Origin of the sequence: Flavitalea sp. (assembly GCF_035489435.1) — a bacterium.
Classification (GTDB): Bacteria; Bacteroidota; Bacteroidia; order Chitinophagales; family Chitinophagaceae; genus DATHKG01.
Genome location: NZ_DATHKG010000166.1, coordinates 18,350 through 35,610, shown reverse-complemented (window position 1 = coordinate 35,610; position 17,261 = coordinate 18,350). Strand labels below are relative to the sequence as shown.

General features: G+C 42.7%; 9 protein-coding genes and 1 tRNA gene. 3 read left to right on the top strand and 7 right to left on the bottom strand.

The annotated features are described in order from the left end of the window. Positions 1 to 8: 8 nt before the first annotated feature. From nadA to VK664_RS26560, 3 genes are all read left to right on the top strand, one after another. Positions 9 to 1,019: a quinolinate synthase NadA gene (gene nadA / locus VK664_RS26570; protein WP_461401757.1), complete on the top strand. Its 1,011-nt coding sequence runs from the start codon at positions 9 to 11 to the stop codon at positions 1,017 to 1,019. 124 nt (positions 1,020 to 1,143) lie between these two features. Further along, a tRNA-Lys gene (locus VK664_RS26565) sits at positions 1,144 to 1,217 on the top strand. 192 nt (positions 1,218 to 1,409) lie between these two features. Then, complete coding sequence (locus VK664_RS26560; protein ID WP_461401756.1) at positions 1,410 to 1,604, top strand: hypothetical protein; 195 nt, start codon at positions 1,410 to 1,412, stop codon at positions 1,602 to 1,604. Between the two features lie 43 nt (positions 1,605 to 1,647). Here VK664_RS26560 and VK664_RS26555 read toward each other — a convergent pair whose 3' ends face one another. The 7 genes from VK664_RS26555 to VK664_RS26525 all read right to left on the bottom strand — a co-directional run bounded on the left by VK664_RS26555 (position 1,648) and on the right by VK664_RS26525 (position 17,027). Continuing rightward, positions 1,648 to 2,271, bottom strand: coding sequence for a PepSY domain-containing protein (locus VK664_RS26555; protein WP_461401755.1), 624 nt, complete (start codon positions 2,269 to 2,271; stop codon positions 1,648 to 1,650). 29 nt (positions 2,272 to 2,300) lie between these two features. After that, positions 2,301 to 4,571, bottom strand: coding sequence for a TonB-dependent receptor (locus VK664_RS26550; protein WP_461401754.1), 2,271 nt, complete (start codon positions 4,569 to 4,571; stop codon positions 2,301 to 2,303). Between the two features lie 285 nt (positions 4,572 to 4,856). Beyond that, positions 4,857 to 8,099 carry a WD40/YVTN/BNR-like repeat-containing protein gene (locus tag VK664_RS26545; RefSeq protein ID WP_461401753.1) on the bottom strand — a complete coding sequence of 1,081 codons (3,243 nt, stop codon included), beginning with the start codon at positions 8,097 to 8,099 and terminating at the stop codon, positions 4,857 to 4,859. A 131-nt stretch (positions 8,100 to 8,230) separates the two neighbouring features. Continuing rightward, on the bottom strand, positions 8,231 to 11,329 hold the full coding sequence (locus VK664_RS26540; protein ID WP_461401752.1) for a WD40/YVTN/BNR-like repeat-containing protein: 3,099 nt from the start codon (positions 11,327 to 11,329) through the stop codon (positions 8,231 to 8,233). Positions 11,330 to 11,449: 120 nt separating this feature from the next. Then, the gene (locus VK664_RS26535; protein ID WP_461401751.1) at positions 11,450 to 12,907 is read right to left on the bottom strand and encodes a RagB/SusD family nutrient uptake outer membrane protein; all 1,458 of its coding nucleotides are present in this window, start codon (positions 12,905 to 12,907) and stop codon (positions 11,450 to 11,452) included. A 13-nt stretch (positions 12,908 to 12,920) separates the two neighbouring features. Further along, complete coding sequence (locus tag VK664_RS26530) at positions 12,921 to 15,872, bottom strand: SusC/RagA family TonB-linked outer membrane protein (RefSeq protein WP_461401750.1); 2,952 nt, start codon at positions 15,870 to 15,872, stop codon at positions 12,921 to 12,923. A 327-nt stretch (positions 15,873 to 16,199) separates the two neighbouring features. Further along, entirely contained in the window at positions 16,200 to 17,027 is an 828-nt protein-coding gene (locus VK664_RS26525) for a hypothetical protein (RefSeq protein ID WP_461401749.1), read from the bottom strand. Between the last annotated feature and the right edge of the window lie 234 nt (positions 17,028 to 17,261).

The window sequence follows — 17,261 nt, the reverse complement described above, 5'->3', positions numbered from 1 at the left end:
TAAATACTATGGGAGATATGCACATTGCTGCAGCGAAACAAAGTGTTGAGAAAGTTGGATATTTGGATCTGGAAATTGACGCCAGGCTGGATTTGTTTCACGAAATCGAAAGATTAAAAAAAGAAAAAAATGCTATCATACTCGCTCACTACTACCAGGAGCCTGATATTCAGGACGTTGCAGATTATATCGGTGATAGCCTTGGACTTGCTCAGAAAGCGCAGAATACCAGTGCAGACCTCATCGTTTTTGCCGGTGTGCATTTCATGGCCGAAACTGCTAAGATCCTCAATCCAAACAAAAAAGTCGTTCTTCCCGACCTTAAAGCGGGTTGTTCACTTGCTGATTCCGCTCCACCTGCTTTGTTCAAAGCATTCAAAGACAAACATCCTGATCATATAGTAATTTCCTATATAAATTGTTCAGCTGGAATTAAGGCACTCAGCGATATTATCTGCACTTCGAGTAACGCAGAAAAGATAGTCGAAAGTCTTCCAAAAAGTCAGAAAATAATATTTGCTCCTGATAAAAATCTTGGTGCGTACCTGGTTAAGAAAACCGGAAGGGATATGGTTCTTTGGAATGGGGCCTGTATGGTCCATGAGATTTTTAGTCTGGAAAAAATAACCAGGCTTAAGATTCGCCACCCAAAAGCTAAATTAATTGCCCATCCCGAATGTGAAGATCATATTCTTAGAATTGCTGACCATATTGGTTCAACTACCGGGCTGCTGAAATATACATTAGAAGATAACGCTACAGAATATATTGTTGCAACAGAGACCGGCATTCTGCACCAGATGCAAAAAGCTTCTCCTTCCAAGACCTTCATCCCAGCGCCACCTGATAATAGCTGCGCCTGCAACGACTGCCCACATATGAAGCTGAATACGCTTGAGAAGCTTTATTTGTGCATGGAGTATGAAACTCCGGAAATCGAAATGGACGAGAATATCCGGCTTGCCGCAAGAAAGCCAATTGACCGGATGCTGGAGATCAGTGCTAGATATAACCTGTGAGATTAACGCAGTCTTAGGCAGAATTAGTTGAAATTACTGTACTGTATAGCTCCCGGATAGTTACACTCTTTTTGATTTGAATGAATATATAAAGACAACATGCTTTATATTTGCAATCCTTTTTGACTCCCTAGCTCAGTTGGTTAGAGCTACTGACTCTTAATCAGTAGGTCCTGGGTTCGAGCCCCAGGGGGGTCACATTCCAATAGTCGCCTGGTTAACAGGCGACTATTGCTTTTTTTGCCAGACAAAAACCACCAAGGGTGATTCAGATATCCTGAGGCTGGCAGACTTTTAGTATATGAAAAGCCGTGAGCATCACGGCTTTTTTGTTGCCCGTAATACTTATATTTTTAGAATTTTATTTTTAAGACAAAACCTCTATAAAAAATGGAAAAGCGAATTTTAGGGATAATACTATCTATACTGGGTGTTGTTGGTCTGATTTACGCTGGGGTAACTTTTATGAATGGGGGTGGATCTAACAAAAATATCAAGTCGATCATTTTTGCAGGAGTTCTTGGTGCTATATTTTTTTCCGCGGGTATCAGCCTGATTAAAAACACAAAGGACAGGGCCACCTGATCTGGCGTTTCTGATCGGTATTTATTTCTTTACTGTTTATTCTTTACTGTTGTATGTTGGCCTTTGCTGATAGATTAACCCGCTTGCTTATATCACCGGTCTTTCTCTTTTTCTTCGTTATTCTTTTAGGGTTGTACCATAACCAAAATCCCGAAATTGTTAAGATAAGCAGGCCGAGGCTTGCAATTGTACCATAGATAAGTTTTGCATAACCTTTAGTACCCGCCAGATTATCAATGATACTTCCATCATGAATCTGCTCTATAAAATCCGCCCGTCTTTCTTCGTAATGTAAAACGCGACCGGTTGACGCATCCAGTTGTATTGCATGATAGTGTCCCTCGAAAATAAATTTGACCATTCCCTTGTCAGGCCTGGCGTCTATACGACTTATCTCCACTGAAACATCATTCCCATACTTGCTGCGCAAAGCGGTCTTTGCATCAGCCGCAAGTGCATCATAAGATTTCCAATCGGTGAGCGATGTACTGCTACCGGTTTTTGAATCGGCAAGTATTTGACCGTTGCTATTTTTTTTCCAGACGAGGAGGATACCCGTGACCGAGATAACAAGAAGAAAAATAATAACAAACAAACCAACGCGGCGGTGCCATTTACGGTACCACCTCGTTTTCTTTGCTATAATAAGTGTTGAATCATTCGACATAATTATCTGTTTTCTGAAGAATTAAAATTTCAGAAAGCAGTACGCAAGGATAAGATGAAATTTCTTCCCGGAGCAGAAAAACCTGACGCAAAATTTCGGTAATTTCTGTCAGTTATATTTTCAATAGCCCCCTGAACCCGCAAATTCTCGGTAATTTTAATAGAGGTCCGCAAGTTAAGGGTTATCCATGCAGGCATACCATCTGCAGTTGCATACTGCGCATTGTCTTCTCCGTCTGCATTATACTCGCTCAGTTTTTTCCATCCAAAATACTGGCCAAACACTTCTGCGCTCAGCCATTCATTTTTATATTCGAAACTAGTAAGTCCGAACATTGGTGGGATATGATCCATTGGCTTTTCTTTTACATTGGCCTGAACCAGAATGTATTCACCGTTTGTATGTTCCTGGTAGATATTTGTTTTTGTTTTTTCGTCAGTTTTGTATCGACCTTTTGTATAATTCAATGTTGAATACAAAGAAAAATGTTTGTTCAATGTTGCGGTGATTTTTGCGCTGAACCCATACATATAGGCCTTATTGAGATTTTGATTTGCCACCACCTGGCTCTTTGTGCCATTATAAATGATTGAATCCTGTCCGTTTAATTGATATGGAGCGAGAGTAATAGCGTTCCTGAAAGAAGTATAGAATACAGAGACATCCCATTTGAACATTTTGGCAATGTTTCCGCTAAAACCAAGATCCGTATTGTACGTATATTCTGGTTTGATGCCGGCATTTGGAATCACTACTCTTTGCACACTGGTGCTTGACTCAAATATTCTTGCAAGGTCATCGATATTAGGCGCCCTGAAACCAGATGAAACATTTATCACGCCTTTCCATGTTGGCTGTTGGTATACCAACCCTAAATTTCCAGTAAGCGACTGAAGATTATATTTCATATCAGTCACCGGCAGGCTAAAAAAAGAGTTATCATTTATTGTAGAATGAAGGTTTACTGTTTGTAATCTTATGCCATCATTGAGCTTCCACTTGCCACCTTCGAGACTTAATGCATGCTGGGCATAAACAGCAAAATGATTCATTCGGTTCTTTCCATCCGGGTAACGGGTATCCAGCTTTGATACCGCACCGGTCAACAGGTTTGTACGATCAGCTATTGAGTTAAGATCATTTAACTGTGCATCAGCACCAACAGTTATTTCGTTATCTCCAAATCTTTTCCTTGCGTCAGCAACAGCCCCAAATACTTTGATATTCTCTCTTCTGCTGTCAAAGCGATCATATCTTTGATAGTCCCGTTGTTGCCTGCTTTCTGATATGTCCTGGTAACTTACTGTGAGTCTGAAATCATCAAAAAGAGCTCCGATATTATTCACATTGAGAATGTATGCTGCCAAATTCCGTTTCTGTGGACCATAAAACCATTCAGCATAACGCAACGTGCCATTTCTTAAATCCTGGAGTCGGTCATATCTCGGAACATTAGTACTGTTTGATAATTGTAAATTCAATGTATGCGAAACGTTTTTGGTGTGCTGGAAAGTAATTTTTTCAAGAAGATCCCATTGGAGGTAACCCGAATATTTTTGTACCCGGTCATCGTTGTTTGACATTACTAAATCTGTAGGCGGGGTTCCTGTAACATCAACATAGGAGGTTCTTCTGCCAAAATCAGGATATTTATCCGGGTAGTTGCGACCCATTTTGAGGTCATCGAAATCGCTGAAAGTTACCGAAGTAAGGAAGCCTATTTTTTTAAAGCCAATGTTTATATCAGCATGCCCTGTACGTTCATTGTTTGCAGACGAATATCTCAGAAAAGCATTGCCGTTCACGACCATCTTCTTCTCGGCGTCAGGCAACTTCACTGCCCGCGTAGTAAAATGTAAAGAGCCACCAAGTGCATCACTGCCATATAGAGTAGAAGAGGGACCGTACATTATTTCCACCCGTTCGAGCATGTTCTGATCTACAGTTATAACATTCTGGAGGTGTCCTGCCCGGTAAATAGCATTATTCATCCTGATACCATCAACTACCAGCAGCACCCTGCTGGCTTCGAATCCCCTGATTACCGGACTACTGCCACCTTGCTGGCTTTTTTGAACAAAGATATTACCCGTACTTGTCAATAAGTCGCCGGTGTTTTGCGCGTTTACCTTGCTTATGTAAGGTTGTCCAATGACGTCAATTTTTTGAGAGACCCCTTGTTTTGAAGATTTGAATTTTGAAGCCGACACTACTACTTCTTCCAATGACGAAGTGTCTGACTGGGCACAGATTTGTTGTCCCCCACACAGTAATACCACACCAATCCAAACTTTTCTCATAATAGAAATATTAAACATGTTCTAGTGATTACAATCTAAATGAATGGCAAGTATATCCCGGCAATAAGGATGATGCAGGGTTGGAATATGGGTCAATAGTTTATCTGTTGGAGAGAAAATCTTAATTTATAAGATCACAATCATTGAACTGGTAAGAATGGCCATCAAATATAAGTCAAAAGTCAAAAGGTAGAATTAATTGCAAAAAAAGAGAGACAGATTTTTCAATCGTCTCTCTCCTTGAGGTCTTCCTTAAGAGGATGTACTTATTTTAAAACAGTTTTATTAGAATGCCTTTCTTGGCGTAGCAATTCTTTTGACCTCCTGAACCAGTTTTTCAAGATCTGCGGTTAGTTCTTTTGAAACCTGGTACGAGCCGTTTGTGGGTTTTCCATCTCCTGACTCTACAATCTTCCAAAGGGAAGCAAGGCGATTATTGAGACGAATACCGAAATTCAGCGGATCCTGGTTGCTTTCGTTTTTAACCTGGTAAAGCGTTTCTTCGATTATACTCAGTTCGCCAATCAAACGTTTTTCAGCCGCAGTTTGTGTCTTTTTCTTCATCAGGGTTTCTTTGATTTTCCTGATCTGAACTACGGTTTCATTGGCTTTACTTACTTTGTCTCTCAATTCCATGGCTAGCGCAAACTGTTCTTTCATGTCGGCCACGGTAATGGAAGGTGTGTTTGGATTCGGCTTAATCTCGAACGGATGGCTGATTACTTCGCCTGCAGCAGTTAATCTCACGGTGTATTTTCCCGGCAGCGCCCAAGGTCCCTGCGTTATGCGGGCTCCCCACAAAATCATCCCTTTAAAATCCGTTGCTCCGGGATAGTGGAGATCCCAATCATACTGGTTAACGCCGGCTACATTTCCTGGAAACCTTGGCCTCGGTACAAAAGATTCTTCATCGTCATCACCATCTTCTGCAAGTACTGCGGCTGCTTTTGAAGTAGTGTCTGCTTTCAAATTACCCGATTTTCCTGTAGCATCAGCCGCACCGGCTTTGGTTACAATGGACGACTCGGTTTTCGAAGACGCTAATTTTGCTGAATCTGCCCGTGTTGAGTCAGTTTTTTTCTGTACACTTCTGAAAGTGTTTATCACAACATTGTTGGAGTCTAAAATTTCAATCTTTACAGAATCTACAGGTTTGGATAAATAGTACTGAAATGTCGCTGCCTGTAATCTTCGCACTGCGTACTCTGGTTTAAAGAACACTACAGGTTTAGCCAGTAGTTCCGGCTTGTATTCCCGTAATGGCGAAATGTCATCGAGGATGTAAATTGACCTGCCATGAGTTCCGACTACCAGGTCTTTCTCAGTTACAATAAGATCAGCAACCTGGGTGTTTGGCAGATTTAATTGTAGAGGCTGCCATTTGCCACCATCATCAAAGGAAACATAAACACCATGTTCAGTTCCAGCGAAAAGCAGTCCTGGCTTTTTGATGTCTTCTCTTATAGAGTGTACAAACTCGTCAGCGGGCAATCCTGTAACAATTTTGGTCCAGGTCTTACCGTAGTCAGCAGTTTTCCATATATAGGGTGCACGGTCGCCCATCTGGTAACGCTTGGCTGCTACATAGGCGACACCTGCCTTATGTCTTGATTCATCAATGATGCTGACACGGGTATGTTTCTGCATGTCAGGCGGTGTTATTTTAGTCCAACTTGTACCACCGTTACGGGTGATATGCATAATACCGTCGTCTGATCCTGTCCATATGGTATTTGCATCATGGAACGATGGCGTGAGAGCAAATACGGTTCCATAAACTTCCACCCCGGTCATATCATTGGTGATAATACCGCCGCTTATTCCCAAAGTTGTTGTATCAGCAAGTGTGAGATCCGGACTGATTTTTTTCCATGATTGTCCGTCATCAGTAGTAACCCAAACATGTTGTGAACTGGTATACAATCGAGTTGGATCCTTTTGTGAGAAAACTATCGGGAAGGTCCATTGCCAACGTTCAGGAATATCTTTTGGAGCTTCACCCATGAAATATCTTGGATATGGAGTGACTTCTCTGCTTTCACCTGTTTTTCTGTTGATTCTCGTGAGAACAGCAGAGTAGCTACCCGCATAAAAAATGTCCGGGTTTTTTGGATCCTGGGCAATATAGCCGCTTTCTCCTCCACCAACGGCATATGACCATGTGCTACGTTTTATAGTATTGTTTCTCGCGTTCATATGAGTCCATCCTTCGCTGGGAACGGCAATGGTGGAATTATCCTGTTGTGCACCTGCTACATGATATGGAAAATCACTGGTTACCATTATATGATATAACTGTGCTGTCGGAAAGTCTTCATCGGTCCAGGTTTTCCCTCCGTTCACGGTTACTGAACCACCACCGTCATTGGCTGTCACCATTCTCAACGGGTCTTCCGGATCTATCCAGAGGTCATGGTTATCGCCATGTGGTACACGTATCGTTTTGTTGAATGATTTGCCACCGTCAACTGATTTAAAAAAACCAACATTCAATCCGTAGATACCGTTAGAATCTTTTGGATCGGCATAGATGCGTGAATAATAGAATGCTCTTTGGCGAAGCTTTCTGTCACGGTTTATGTACTTCCAGGTTTTACCTGCATCATCTGAACGATAAACGCCGCCAGAATCAGCTTCGATAACTGCCCATACCCGATCTGGTTTTACCGGAGAAACAGTAATTCCTATTTTTCCCAGCGGACCTTTTGGCATACCCGGTTTTTTAGTGAGATCCTCCCAGGTGTCGCCACCATCAACAGATTTGTATATCCCGCAGTCGTCACCACCACCCCACATCATCCATGGCGTTCTGTATACTTCCCAGATGGCAGCATACAGTATATTAGGATTTGTAGGATCAATAATAAGGTCCTCGGCTCCTGCCTTATTGCTTTTGTACAGCACTTTCTGCCAGGTTTTTCCGCCATCCCTGGTACGAAATACTCCACGATCCTCATTTTTATTATAGGCATGTCCTAACGCTGCTGCATATGCGATGTCAGGGTTAGTGGGATGGACACGTATACGGGAAATTGTTTGGGTTGATTTAAGACCCATATGTTTCCAGGTTTTGCCGGCATCAGTTGACTTATATACGCCGTCGCCCTGCATAATGTTTCCACGGAACTCACTTTCGCCGGTACCGATGTAAACGATATCCGGGTTTGATTCGGAGATACCCACTGCACCAACAGAGGAACTGTTCAGCATACTGTCTGTTACGGGGTTCCAGCTAAATCCGCCGTCAGTTGTTTTCCATAAGCCACCTCCAGTAGCTCCAAAATAATATTCATTTTTTCGCTTCGTACTTCCTGAAGCTGCCGTTGACCGACCGCCTCTGAAGGGACCGATGTTTCGGTATTTAAGGCCCTTGAAATAGTCTGCTTCTTTTGCTTCAAGTTCCGATGAACCCGTGGTTTTGTATGGGTCCGTTGTGCTCGTTTGGGCGTGGACGTTAGCAGTTCCCAGGAGGGATCCTGTGATAGTTATCAGCAGTATGGCAAGTTTGAACAGGTCTCTTTTTTTCATTTCCTTTTGTTATGGCTCGTTCCGTTTGTGGATGAAATTGATTCTTTTCAATAATAAGAATAAATCGTAGTCGTTGACATTTAAAATTTCGGCAAAGCGTTTTAAAGACATGGACCATTGAGCGACTACCATTAAAACGCTTTCTTGGTTACTGTTATCTTCTTCAATTCCGTTATTTGCTTTTCAAGATCTGCTGACAGTTGTTTAGTCATTTCATAAGAAGCCGCTGTAGGTTTTGAGTCACCGGTTTCTATACTTCTCCAAAGTGCAGCGAGACGATTATTGATCTTTATTGGAAAGTTTAACGGATCCTGTCCACTCTGATTTTTTACCTGGTACAAAGCTTCTTCAATGGTGCTTAGTTGTACAAGCAGTTTTTGATCTGTGGCTGTTTTTGTTTTTTTATTATTGATAGAAGCTTTGATTGCTCTGATCCTGATTACGGATTCGTTAGCCTCGCTTACCTTATTCCTTAATTCCATCGCCAGCTTAAACTGTTCTTTCATGTCTGCAACTGTAACATTTTTCAGACGCGGATCAGCTTTGATCTCAAATGGTTCTGTGAAAGATTGTGATGCTGTTGTGAATTTGACCGAATATTTTCCTGGTACTGCCAAAGGTCCGTTCTGAGGCCGTGCGCCCCAGATAATCATCCCTGGAAATTCAGTGGCTCCAGGGTATCTCAGGTCCCATTCAAACTGGTTCATGCCTTGAGCAACACCTGGTGGTTTTTGAACCCTTACTGGTCCGTCTTCGGATTCTTCAGTTACGGCAAGAGAATCCACTTTTGGTTTTCCTGTGAAAGATTTGATCATTTTACCGGTTGAGTCCATGATTTCAATTTTTACTGAGTCAGCTTTTTCCGGTAGGTAATATTGAAACAATGCATTTTGTACTCGTCTTACCGCTGTGCCAGGCTTGAATAGTTTTATCTTATCTGCCTTCAGTTCGGGCGTATAATCACGCAAGGGTCCAACTTCATCCAGCACCCAAACGGATCTTCCATGTGTTCCAAGCACAAGATCATTTTCAGTCACTGCTATATCTGCTACCTGCGTATTAGGAAGATTCAATTGTAAAGATTGCCAGTTCTTACCATCATCAAAAGAAACCCAGATGCCATGTTCGGTACCAGCGTACAGAAGTCCTGGCTTTTTAATGTCTTCTCTGATTGAATGAACATAATCATCCCCGGGAATCCCGGTTATTATTTTGGTCCACGTTTTACCATAATCATCTGTCTTCCAGATATAGGGAGCACGGTCATCCAACTGGTATCTTTTACCTGCTACATAGGCTGTACCCGGCTTGTGTCTTGAAGCGTCAATGATACTTACCCTTGTAAATTTCGGCATATCCGGCGGCGTGATATTTTGCCATGAAATCCCATGGTTCCTGGTAATATGTATCAATCCATCATCGGAACCAGCCCAAATTGTATTTACGTCGTGGTAAGATGGTGCAAGAGCAAATACTGTTGCATAGATTTCCGGTCCGTTCATGTCATTTGTGATCACACCACCGCTTATTCCCAGTGTTGATGTGTCAGCAAGGGTGAGGTCATTGCTTATTTTTTTCCAGGTCTGACCTTCATCGGTCGTCATCCATACATGCTGTGAACATATATACATGCGGGTAGGATCAACTGGCGAAAAAACAATAGGGAAGGTCCATTGCCAGCGTTCAGGCAAAGCGCTTGCGGGTTCCCCTGAAAAAAAGCGTGGATAGGGTTGGATGTCACGGATCTGCCCGGTTTTTCGGTCGACCCGGGTAATTAATGCGCCCTGGCTGCCGGAATAAAATATATCTGGGTTTTTGGGATCCTGCGCTATATAACCACTTTCACCACCTCCCACTGAGTATGCCCAGCCTCTTTTTTTAGTGGTATTATTCCTTGCACTCATAAAGTCCCATTCTTCGCTCGGTATCGCAATGGTTGAGTTATCCTGTTGTGCGCCTGCTACATGATATGGGAAATCACTGGTTGCAATGATATGATAAAGTTGTGCAGTAGGAAAGTCTTCATCGGTCCAGGATTTACCCCCGTTTTCGGATACTGCTCCGCCACCATCATTAGATGTTATCATCCGCATGGGATCAGTTGGGTCAATCCAGAGATCGTGATTGTCGCCATGCGGAACGCGAATGGTTTTATCAAAAGTAACACCACCATCTGTTGATTTAAAGAAACCAACGTTGAGGCCATATACTGTGTTTTTGTCTTTTGGATCGGCATAGATACGGGAGTAGTAGAACGCACGTTGCCTGAGTTTGCGGTCCCTGTTCACATATTTCCAGGTCATTCCCGCATCATCTGAACGGTATACGCCGCCGGAATCGGATTCAATAATTGCCCACACTCTTGATGAGTCTACCGGTGATACGGTTACCCCGATTTTACCAACTATTCCCGTTGGCATTCCGGGTTTCTTTGTGAGTTCTTCCCAGGTTTCTCCACCGTCCTTTGACTTGAAGAGCCCGGATGCACCACCTCCTCCCCACATCTTCCATGGGGTGCGGTATACTTCCCAGATGGAAGCGTACAAAATATTTGGATTTGTTCTGTCTATTATGATATCGGCGGCACCGGCCTTGTCACTCTTAAAGAGCACTTTTTTCCAGGTTTTGCCGCCATCCTTTGTGCGGAATATTCCGCGCTCTTCATGTGGGCCATAAGGGTGGCCTAATACTGATACATATACGATATCGGGATTGGTGGGATCTATTCGCACTCTTGATATCGCCTGCGAATTTTTTAAACCGACATTCGTCCAGGTTTTGCCGGCATCAACAGATTTATAGACTCCATCCCCCTGCATTATGTTTCCGCGAAACTGTGTTTCTCCTGTTCCGATGTAAACAATATCAGGATTGGTTTCTGATACAGCCACTGCGCCTACAGATGAGCTTCCTAACTGTCCGTCCGTTACCGGTAGCCAATTCAGGCCACCGTCTGTTGTTTTCCAAAGTCCGCCACCCACTGCGCCAAAATAGTATTCATTTTTCCGACCTGGGCTGCCCGCAGAGCCAAGAGAGCGACCACCTCTGAAAGGACCAATGTTCCGGTACTTCATGCCCTTATATATGTCCATTGGCGAAGCGGCTGCTACTACCTTTCCGGTCTCAGGCGCCTGTGTTCCCTGGGCTTTCAGTTCAACACTGCCCGTGATTGAAAGCGCACAGCCAACCGCAACCAGGGAAAGGATTTTTGTTGATAAAATCTTAATCATGTGATAAGTTACCTTTTAACTTGTTTGTAAAAAATATTCATGTGGCAGAAGAAACATTCTATGCTGCTATAAAAATGAAAGAATGAATATACTGGTATGAAATGAGTGCTAATCCGAATGTTATTTGTAAGCATCGTTTTGTGTCATGTTTTTATTGGAATTGATCTCAAAGGAAGGAATGGGAAAAACCTGCCGGCCTGGAGCGGTAAGTCCAACATTGGGTCCGTTTTTTCTGTCGATAGCAGAGAGTTTTGCAATTGCGTTGCCGGTCCTGATAAGGTCAAAAAAGCGATGTCCTTCTTCTGCGAATTCGAGCTTTCTCTCCTGTAAGACGGCTGCGAGAATAGCTGTTTGGCCCGCAACAACCAGTGGATCACAACCAGCTCTTGTATGAACCCGGTTAAGATCGATCAAAGCACCCGGCAAGTCATTAAGCTGTGCCTTCGCTTCCGCACGGTTCAGATACATCTCGGCAATGCGGATTACATGAATGTTATCAAGGTTTCCTGCTAACTTATATTTTGTTGGATAATATATTTTTGATGTGTTATCAAATCCAAACATTTTGCCTCTTGTGTCTTTTGGATCAGCAGTTGCATCGTTATAGTAGTTTAGATGGGCAGACAGATCGCCTCTGCCACCATTGGCAGAAGGAAAATACCAGTTACGTATACCGCTCAGGTCACTGGCGTTAAAATTGAGTTCGAAGATTGATTCTGTTGTAAGCTTGTTGTCAAAGATTGCGCTGAAGCTTGGATTCAACACATATTTTGAATCAGCTATTACAAGGTTCGAATAACTCAGAGTCTGATCAAACTTCTTTACATACATATAGTATCGGCTGAGCAGTGCCCTTGCAGTTCCCTTGACGGCTTGTGACCTGTTGTCACCATTTGTTTCAGGCAAGAGCTGCAGTGCCTGTAACAGATCTTTTTCTATCTGGTTATATGCCTCCTGTAATGAAGGGCGGGAAGGAAAAGCAGACTCATCAATTTTCACTGAAGGCGTTAAAACAATAGGAAGGCCCAATGTTCCAACAACGCCCGGAACGCCTCCGAATAATCTGTTTAAATCAAAGAAGGCAAGGCCGCGGATAAAATATGCCTGGCCCAGATAAAGATTTTTTAGTGTTTCAGAAACGTCCGTCAACTCCGGAACCCTGGCAATGATATTGTTGGCCTGGTTTATAGCACGATAAGCCCTGTAGTACATGTTCCCTACTTCCGTATTACCAGATGTAACCTGGTAGGTATCCATTTCCCTGTAAAAGTCCCAGGTTCCAACGCTTTGGGCGATATCTGCAGATACATCGCTGCAGATTTGGAAATTTCTGCCATAGTAACTACCGTTCTGCAATTCATTATACAGGCCGTTTACTGCAACGGCCGCACTCCTGGTATCGGTAATGGCCAGGCTTTCGTCAACGTCAACCACCGGCTTTTGATCAAGTACTTTCTTACAGGCGATTCCTAACACTATTGCAGATATCAGGATGGTGTAACCGAGGTAGCGACTGCGCCTAATATTGTGATGTATTAGTGAGCGCGTATTTTTATTTATATTGACTATGCGGTTCATAAGTTGTTTGCTTTTAAAGGGTGATGGTTACGCCACCCATGATGGTTCTTGGAGAAGGCATGGAGAAAAATTCAATTCCCTGTGTGAGTGCTGTTGCCGCAGTGCCGGTTAGCTCAGGATCAAGGCCGGTATAGTTCGTAATTGTTATCAGGTTTTGTGCTGAAACATAAATGCGAAGCATAGAAACATTGATCTTTTTCAATAACTTCTGCGGGATGGAATAGCCAAGGGAAATGTTTTTCAATCTCATATAAGAACCATCCTCTAAAAACCTGGAGGGCCTCAGATCACTGGCATAGTTTGCTGCGTTCATTTTTGGTATCATTGTGATGTCGCCCTCCTTCTGCCATCTGTCTAACTGGCTGTTAGAATAGTTGGTAGCTCTTGTTCCGCCATGTTCCAGGAAGAAGCGGTTCCAATTAAGTTGTTTGTTTCCATAACTATACTGGAAGAAAAACATCAGGTCAAAGTTTTTGTAGTTTAATGTATTCGTGATACCGCCGTAGAATTTCGGATTAGCGGTGCCAACAATTTTACGGTCAACATTGGGATCAAATTTTCCGTCACCGTTTACATCAGCCCAGGTTGGTGATCCTGTTTTCGGATCAACGCCGGTTTGTTCATGCAGGTAGAAGGAGTACATTTCTCCACCTTCTTCATATCTGTAGAGATCGCGGTTATAAACAACGAAGGGAGAGGCGAGTTTCAGGATCTTATTTTTGTTTCCGGAAATATTCGCATTAAAGGTCCAGTTAAGACCTGCCGGGTTTCTGAATATGTCTGCAGTAACAGCTAGTTCCCAACCTTTGTTTTCGAGTGAGCCGAAGTTCTGGTAGATGCTTTCGAAACCAGTGGACCTTGGAGTAGGAACCTGCAGAAGGAGATCTTCTGTTTTTTTATGGTAATAGTCGGCAGTGAATGTTAGCCGGTCGTTAAACAAACCTATGTCTATGCCGATGTCCGCTTGTTTTGTTGTTTCCCATTTAAGTTCCGGATTTGCTAACTGGCTGGGAGTAGTTCCTGCAAGTGCGGCATAAGCCGCTGCGCCTGACCACAGACCACGGGCGGCAAAATCTGCAATGTTCTGGTTTCCTGTCAGACCGTAGCTTGCCCTGATTTTCAAATTGCTGATTGCCGGTATTCCCTGCATGAATTTTTCTTCTGTCAGTACCCAGCCAATTGCAGCAGACGGAAAATCACCATACTGATTGTCTTTACCAAACCTCGATGAGCCATCATGACGGAAGGTTAAAGTTGCAAGGTATTTATTATCGTAGTCGTAGGTAAGTCTTCCAAACACTGAAGCTAGGCCCCAGCTTGAACCGGTGGTGCTTGCCGTTTGTACAGCCGCAGATGATATTGTTCTGAACTCATTGCTCGGGAATTGTGTGCCGGTGGCCCTTGTGCTGTTTGTTTTTGATTCCTGCGCGGAAATCCCTGCAACCAGGTTGAATGAATGGTTACTTATATTCTTTGTGTATGTGAAGTAGTTCTCCTGGTTCCAGTTAATATTGTTGAGCGCTATTGACTGTGCTGAGCCATTAACCGAAAAGCCCGCATTTGTCCATGTGTCGTCGTAAAGGTCTTCCTGTACATTGCTGTAATCAACACTGAAATTAGCTCTGAATTTTAGTCCTTTTATAATATCGATTTCTGCGTAAGTGGTAGACAAAACCCGGTTTGTTGTCATTGATATTTTTGAGTGATCAACGGCGGCAATTGGATTTTCAAAAGTTCCAAACTTGGTATATGTTCCATCTGGTTGGTATACCGGAAGATTGTGAGGGAAGAAAAATGCGCCTTCCAGGCCACCTGAGATATTATCATCATTGCGTAAACGACCGCGGTTGTTTCGGGAGAACAACACATTTGTTCCTATTCTCAATTTGCTTGTTGCGCTGAAATCAATATTTGCACGCAATGTTCTTCTATCGTAGTCAGAGTTCTTAAGTATTCCTTCCTGCCTGAAGTCATTGGCAGAAATGTAATACTTTACTTTTTCGCTTCCACCGGCCACTGAAATATCTGCATTGCGGATTTTTGCATTTTGAAAAACAAATTGCGTCCAATCAGTATTCATTGCAGAAGAGGGATCAGGATATGGTATTGGCGTGCCATTGTTTGTTGCTGCTTCATTTTGCAGCATCGCGAAGGTTGGTCCGTCAACAACCGCCGGCAGCTTAGTTGCTTCCTGGTCGCCGTAATAATATCCGGCACTTATCTTAGCTTTTTTGTTTGCGCCTTTTTTTGTGGTGATAAGTACAACGCCATTGGCGGCTCTTGCACCATATATAGCAGTAGCAGAAGCATCCTTTAAAACTTCCATAGATTCTATATCTGCAGGGTTGATGTCTGCAAGCGGACTCGTTACGCTTCCACCAAGACCAATACCTGATAGGTTGTCTGATTGCAGTGGAATTCCATCAAGCACATACAGCGGCTCATTGCCTGCTGTAATTGACTGTGTACCGCGTATTCTTACGAAGACACCGCCACCGGGTGTTCCGGAGTTATTGTTAACCTGAACGCCTGATGCTCTTCCCTGTAATAATGAACTGGGATTAGGCTGTGGCAGGTTGGCAATTTCTTTTGATGATACAGAGGTGATCGCACTGGTTAATGTTCGCCTTGTTTGCTGACCATAACCGGTTACGATTACTTCATTTAATACTGAAGGATTTGCATCCAGAAATACATTTATCGTGGATTTACTTTCCACGGGCACCTCAGTTTTTTTATATCCCATGTGTTCCACAACAAGTACGGGGTTGGTTCCATTCACTTTTACTTTGAACGCCCCTTCGCTGTCGGCTACTACTGCCGTTTTTGATCCTTTAATGGAGATAGTTGCACCAGCAAGCACTGAGTCTTCAGTACCCGCAAAGATTTTACCGTTAATGAACCGGTCCTGTGCACAAAGATTGGTTGCAGCAAATAGAATTAGTGATAATACGAGAATCCGCATAGCAGTTTGATTAGTGATGGTTTAGATGAAAATTGTTTTGAATCGGATAACAATGATTCATCCCATACGGCAAGTGCTATCGTTTATGAGTGCAATGTTGGCTAGATTAGGGCAGGGATATGGTTTGATGCTTTACTGTAAGGTTCCCTTGCAAGAGAGTGGGAATTTGAACAATCAGATGTTCGATTGTTTCTTTTTGTAAATTTATACGAACGAGGTTGTAATTATACAGTAGTGATTATAAATACATTCTATCTAGAAACAGTAGGCTATATCAACTGTTAATCAAATTTTCGGCAGCGTTTATTTCTACATTTTTATATCTGTCTAATTTTTGGATTCAGATTCTGAAGTTTTTTTTATGTTATAAATAATTTTAATTGATGAGTTTTTCTCTTCATTCGACGAAAGTAAGAGCTCGTAGCGCCTGGTGCCTGAAGTAACAACCACTACCGAAGTATTGGGTGCAATTGTTCCCATCGTTTCTGCCAGCACAACCATCTGGTGTTCTTTTGTTGGTTCAAGCTTTAAGTCAAGGTTTATTGGGTTAAGAGATAATCCTTTTTTTGAAACCACCAGCTGGTTATCGAAGAATACTGTTATTGAGTCTCCGTCAACGGTTCCATTATCATAGAACGCTACTTTCACATCCGGCTCATCTACATAAATGGTATGGGCCAGTATGGTTTTTCTGATTTTCTTTTCTTCGAAAGCCGATTTTGCAACTCGTTTTAAATAGATGTTACCAGGCGGACAACCTGCGATAGTTCCCATATCCTCACCAACCCATCTGCCAGATAAACTTTCCTCGTTATTGCGACGTGTATACACCAGGTTGTAAGTCTTCATGCATGGAACGCAGTCTTCGGGAATCCTTTCTGTCAGTACCTTTTTCTCTGAGATCATGATCGTCTTGCTCCTGGCGCCTTCTATGGTTCCTGTAAAATTAAGTTTGACGAATTTTGTCGTGTCATAGTAATCATATGATACGCCTTCGATGTCCCGATTGAATTTTTTGATCTGTAATTCTATATAATATTCCGGAAAACACCCCCCCGGCTCCTGTGTTAACCTGCCCTGCCAGATCCCACTGATATCCTGCGCTGACAGGGATATAACGTTAAAAAACAGCAACAGCCAAAATACATGCTTCATAAATTACTAATAAGAGATGTGAGATAATATCCGAAGGCTTAATGGCAGGACGCTGAGAAAAATATTTATAAATATAAAATTTAAATGCCCTTATATTTGTAATTACGGAGATTTCATTGTAATATTTATTTTCTTAATTCGTTGGATCGCTCATTCATCCTATCGCATTTCTTGCCACATGATAGTTATCGCTGGAGACTTTGATTCAGCCTTTTTACACCTATTTTATAGTTA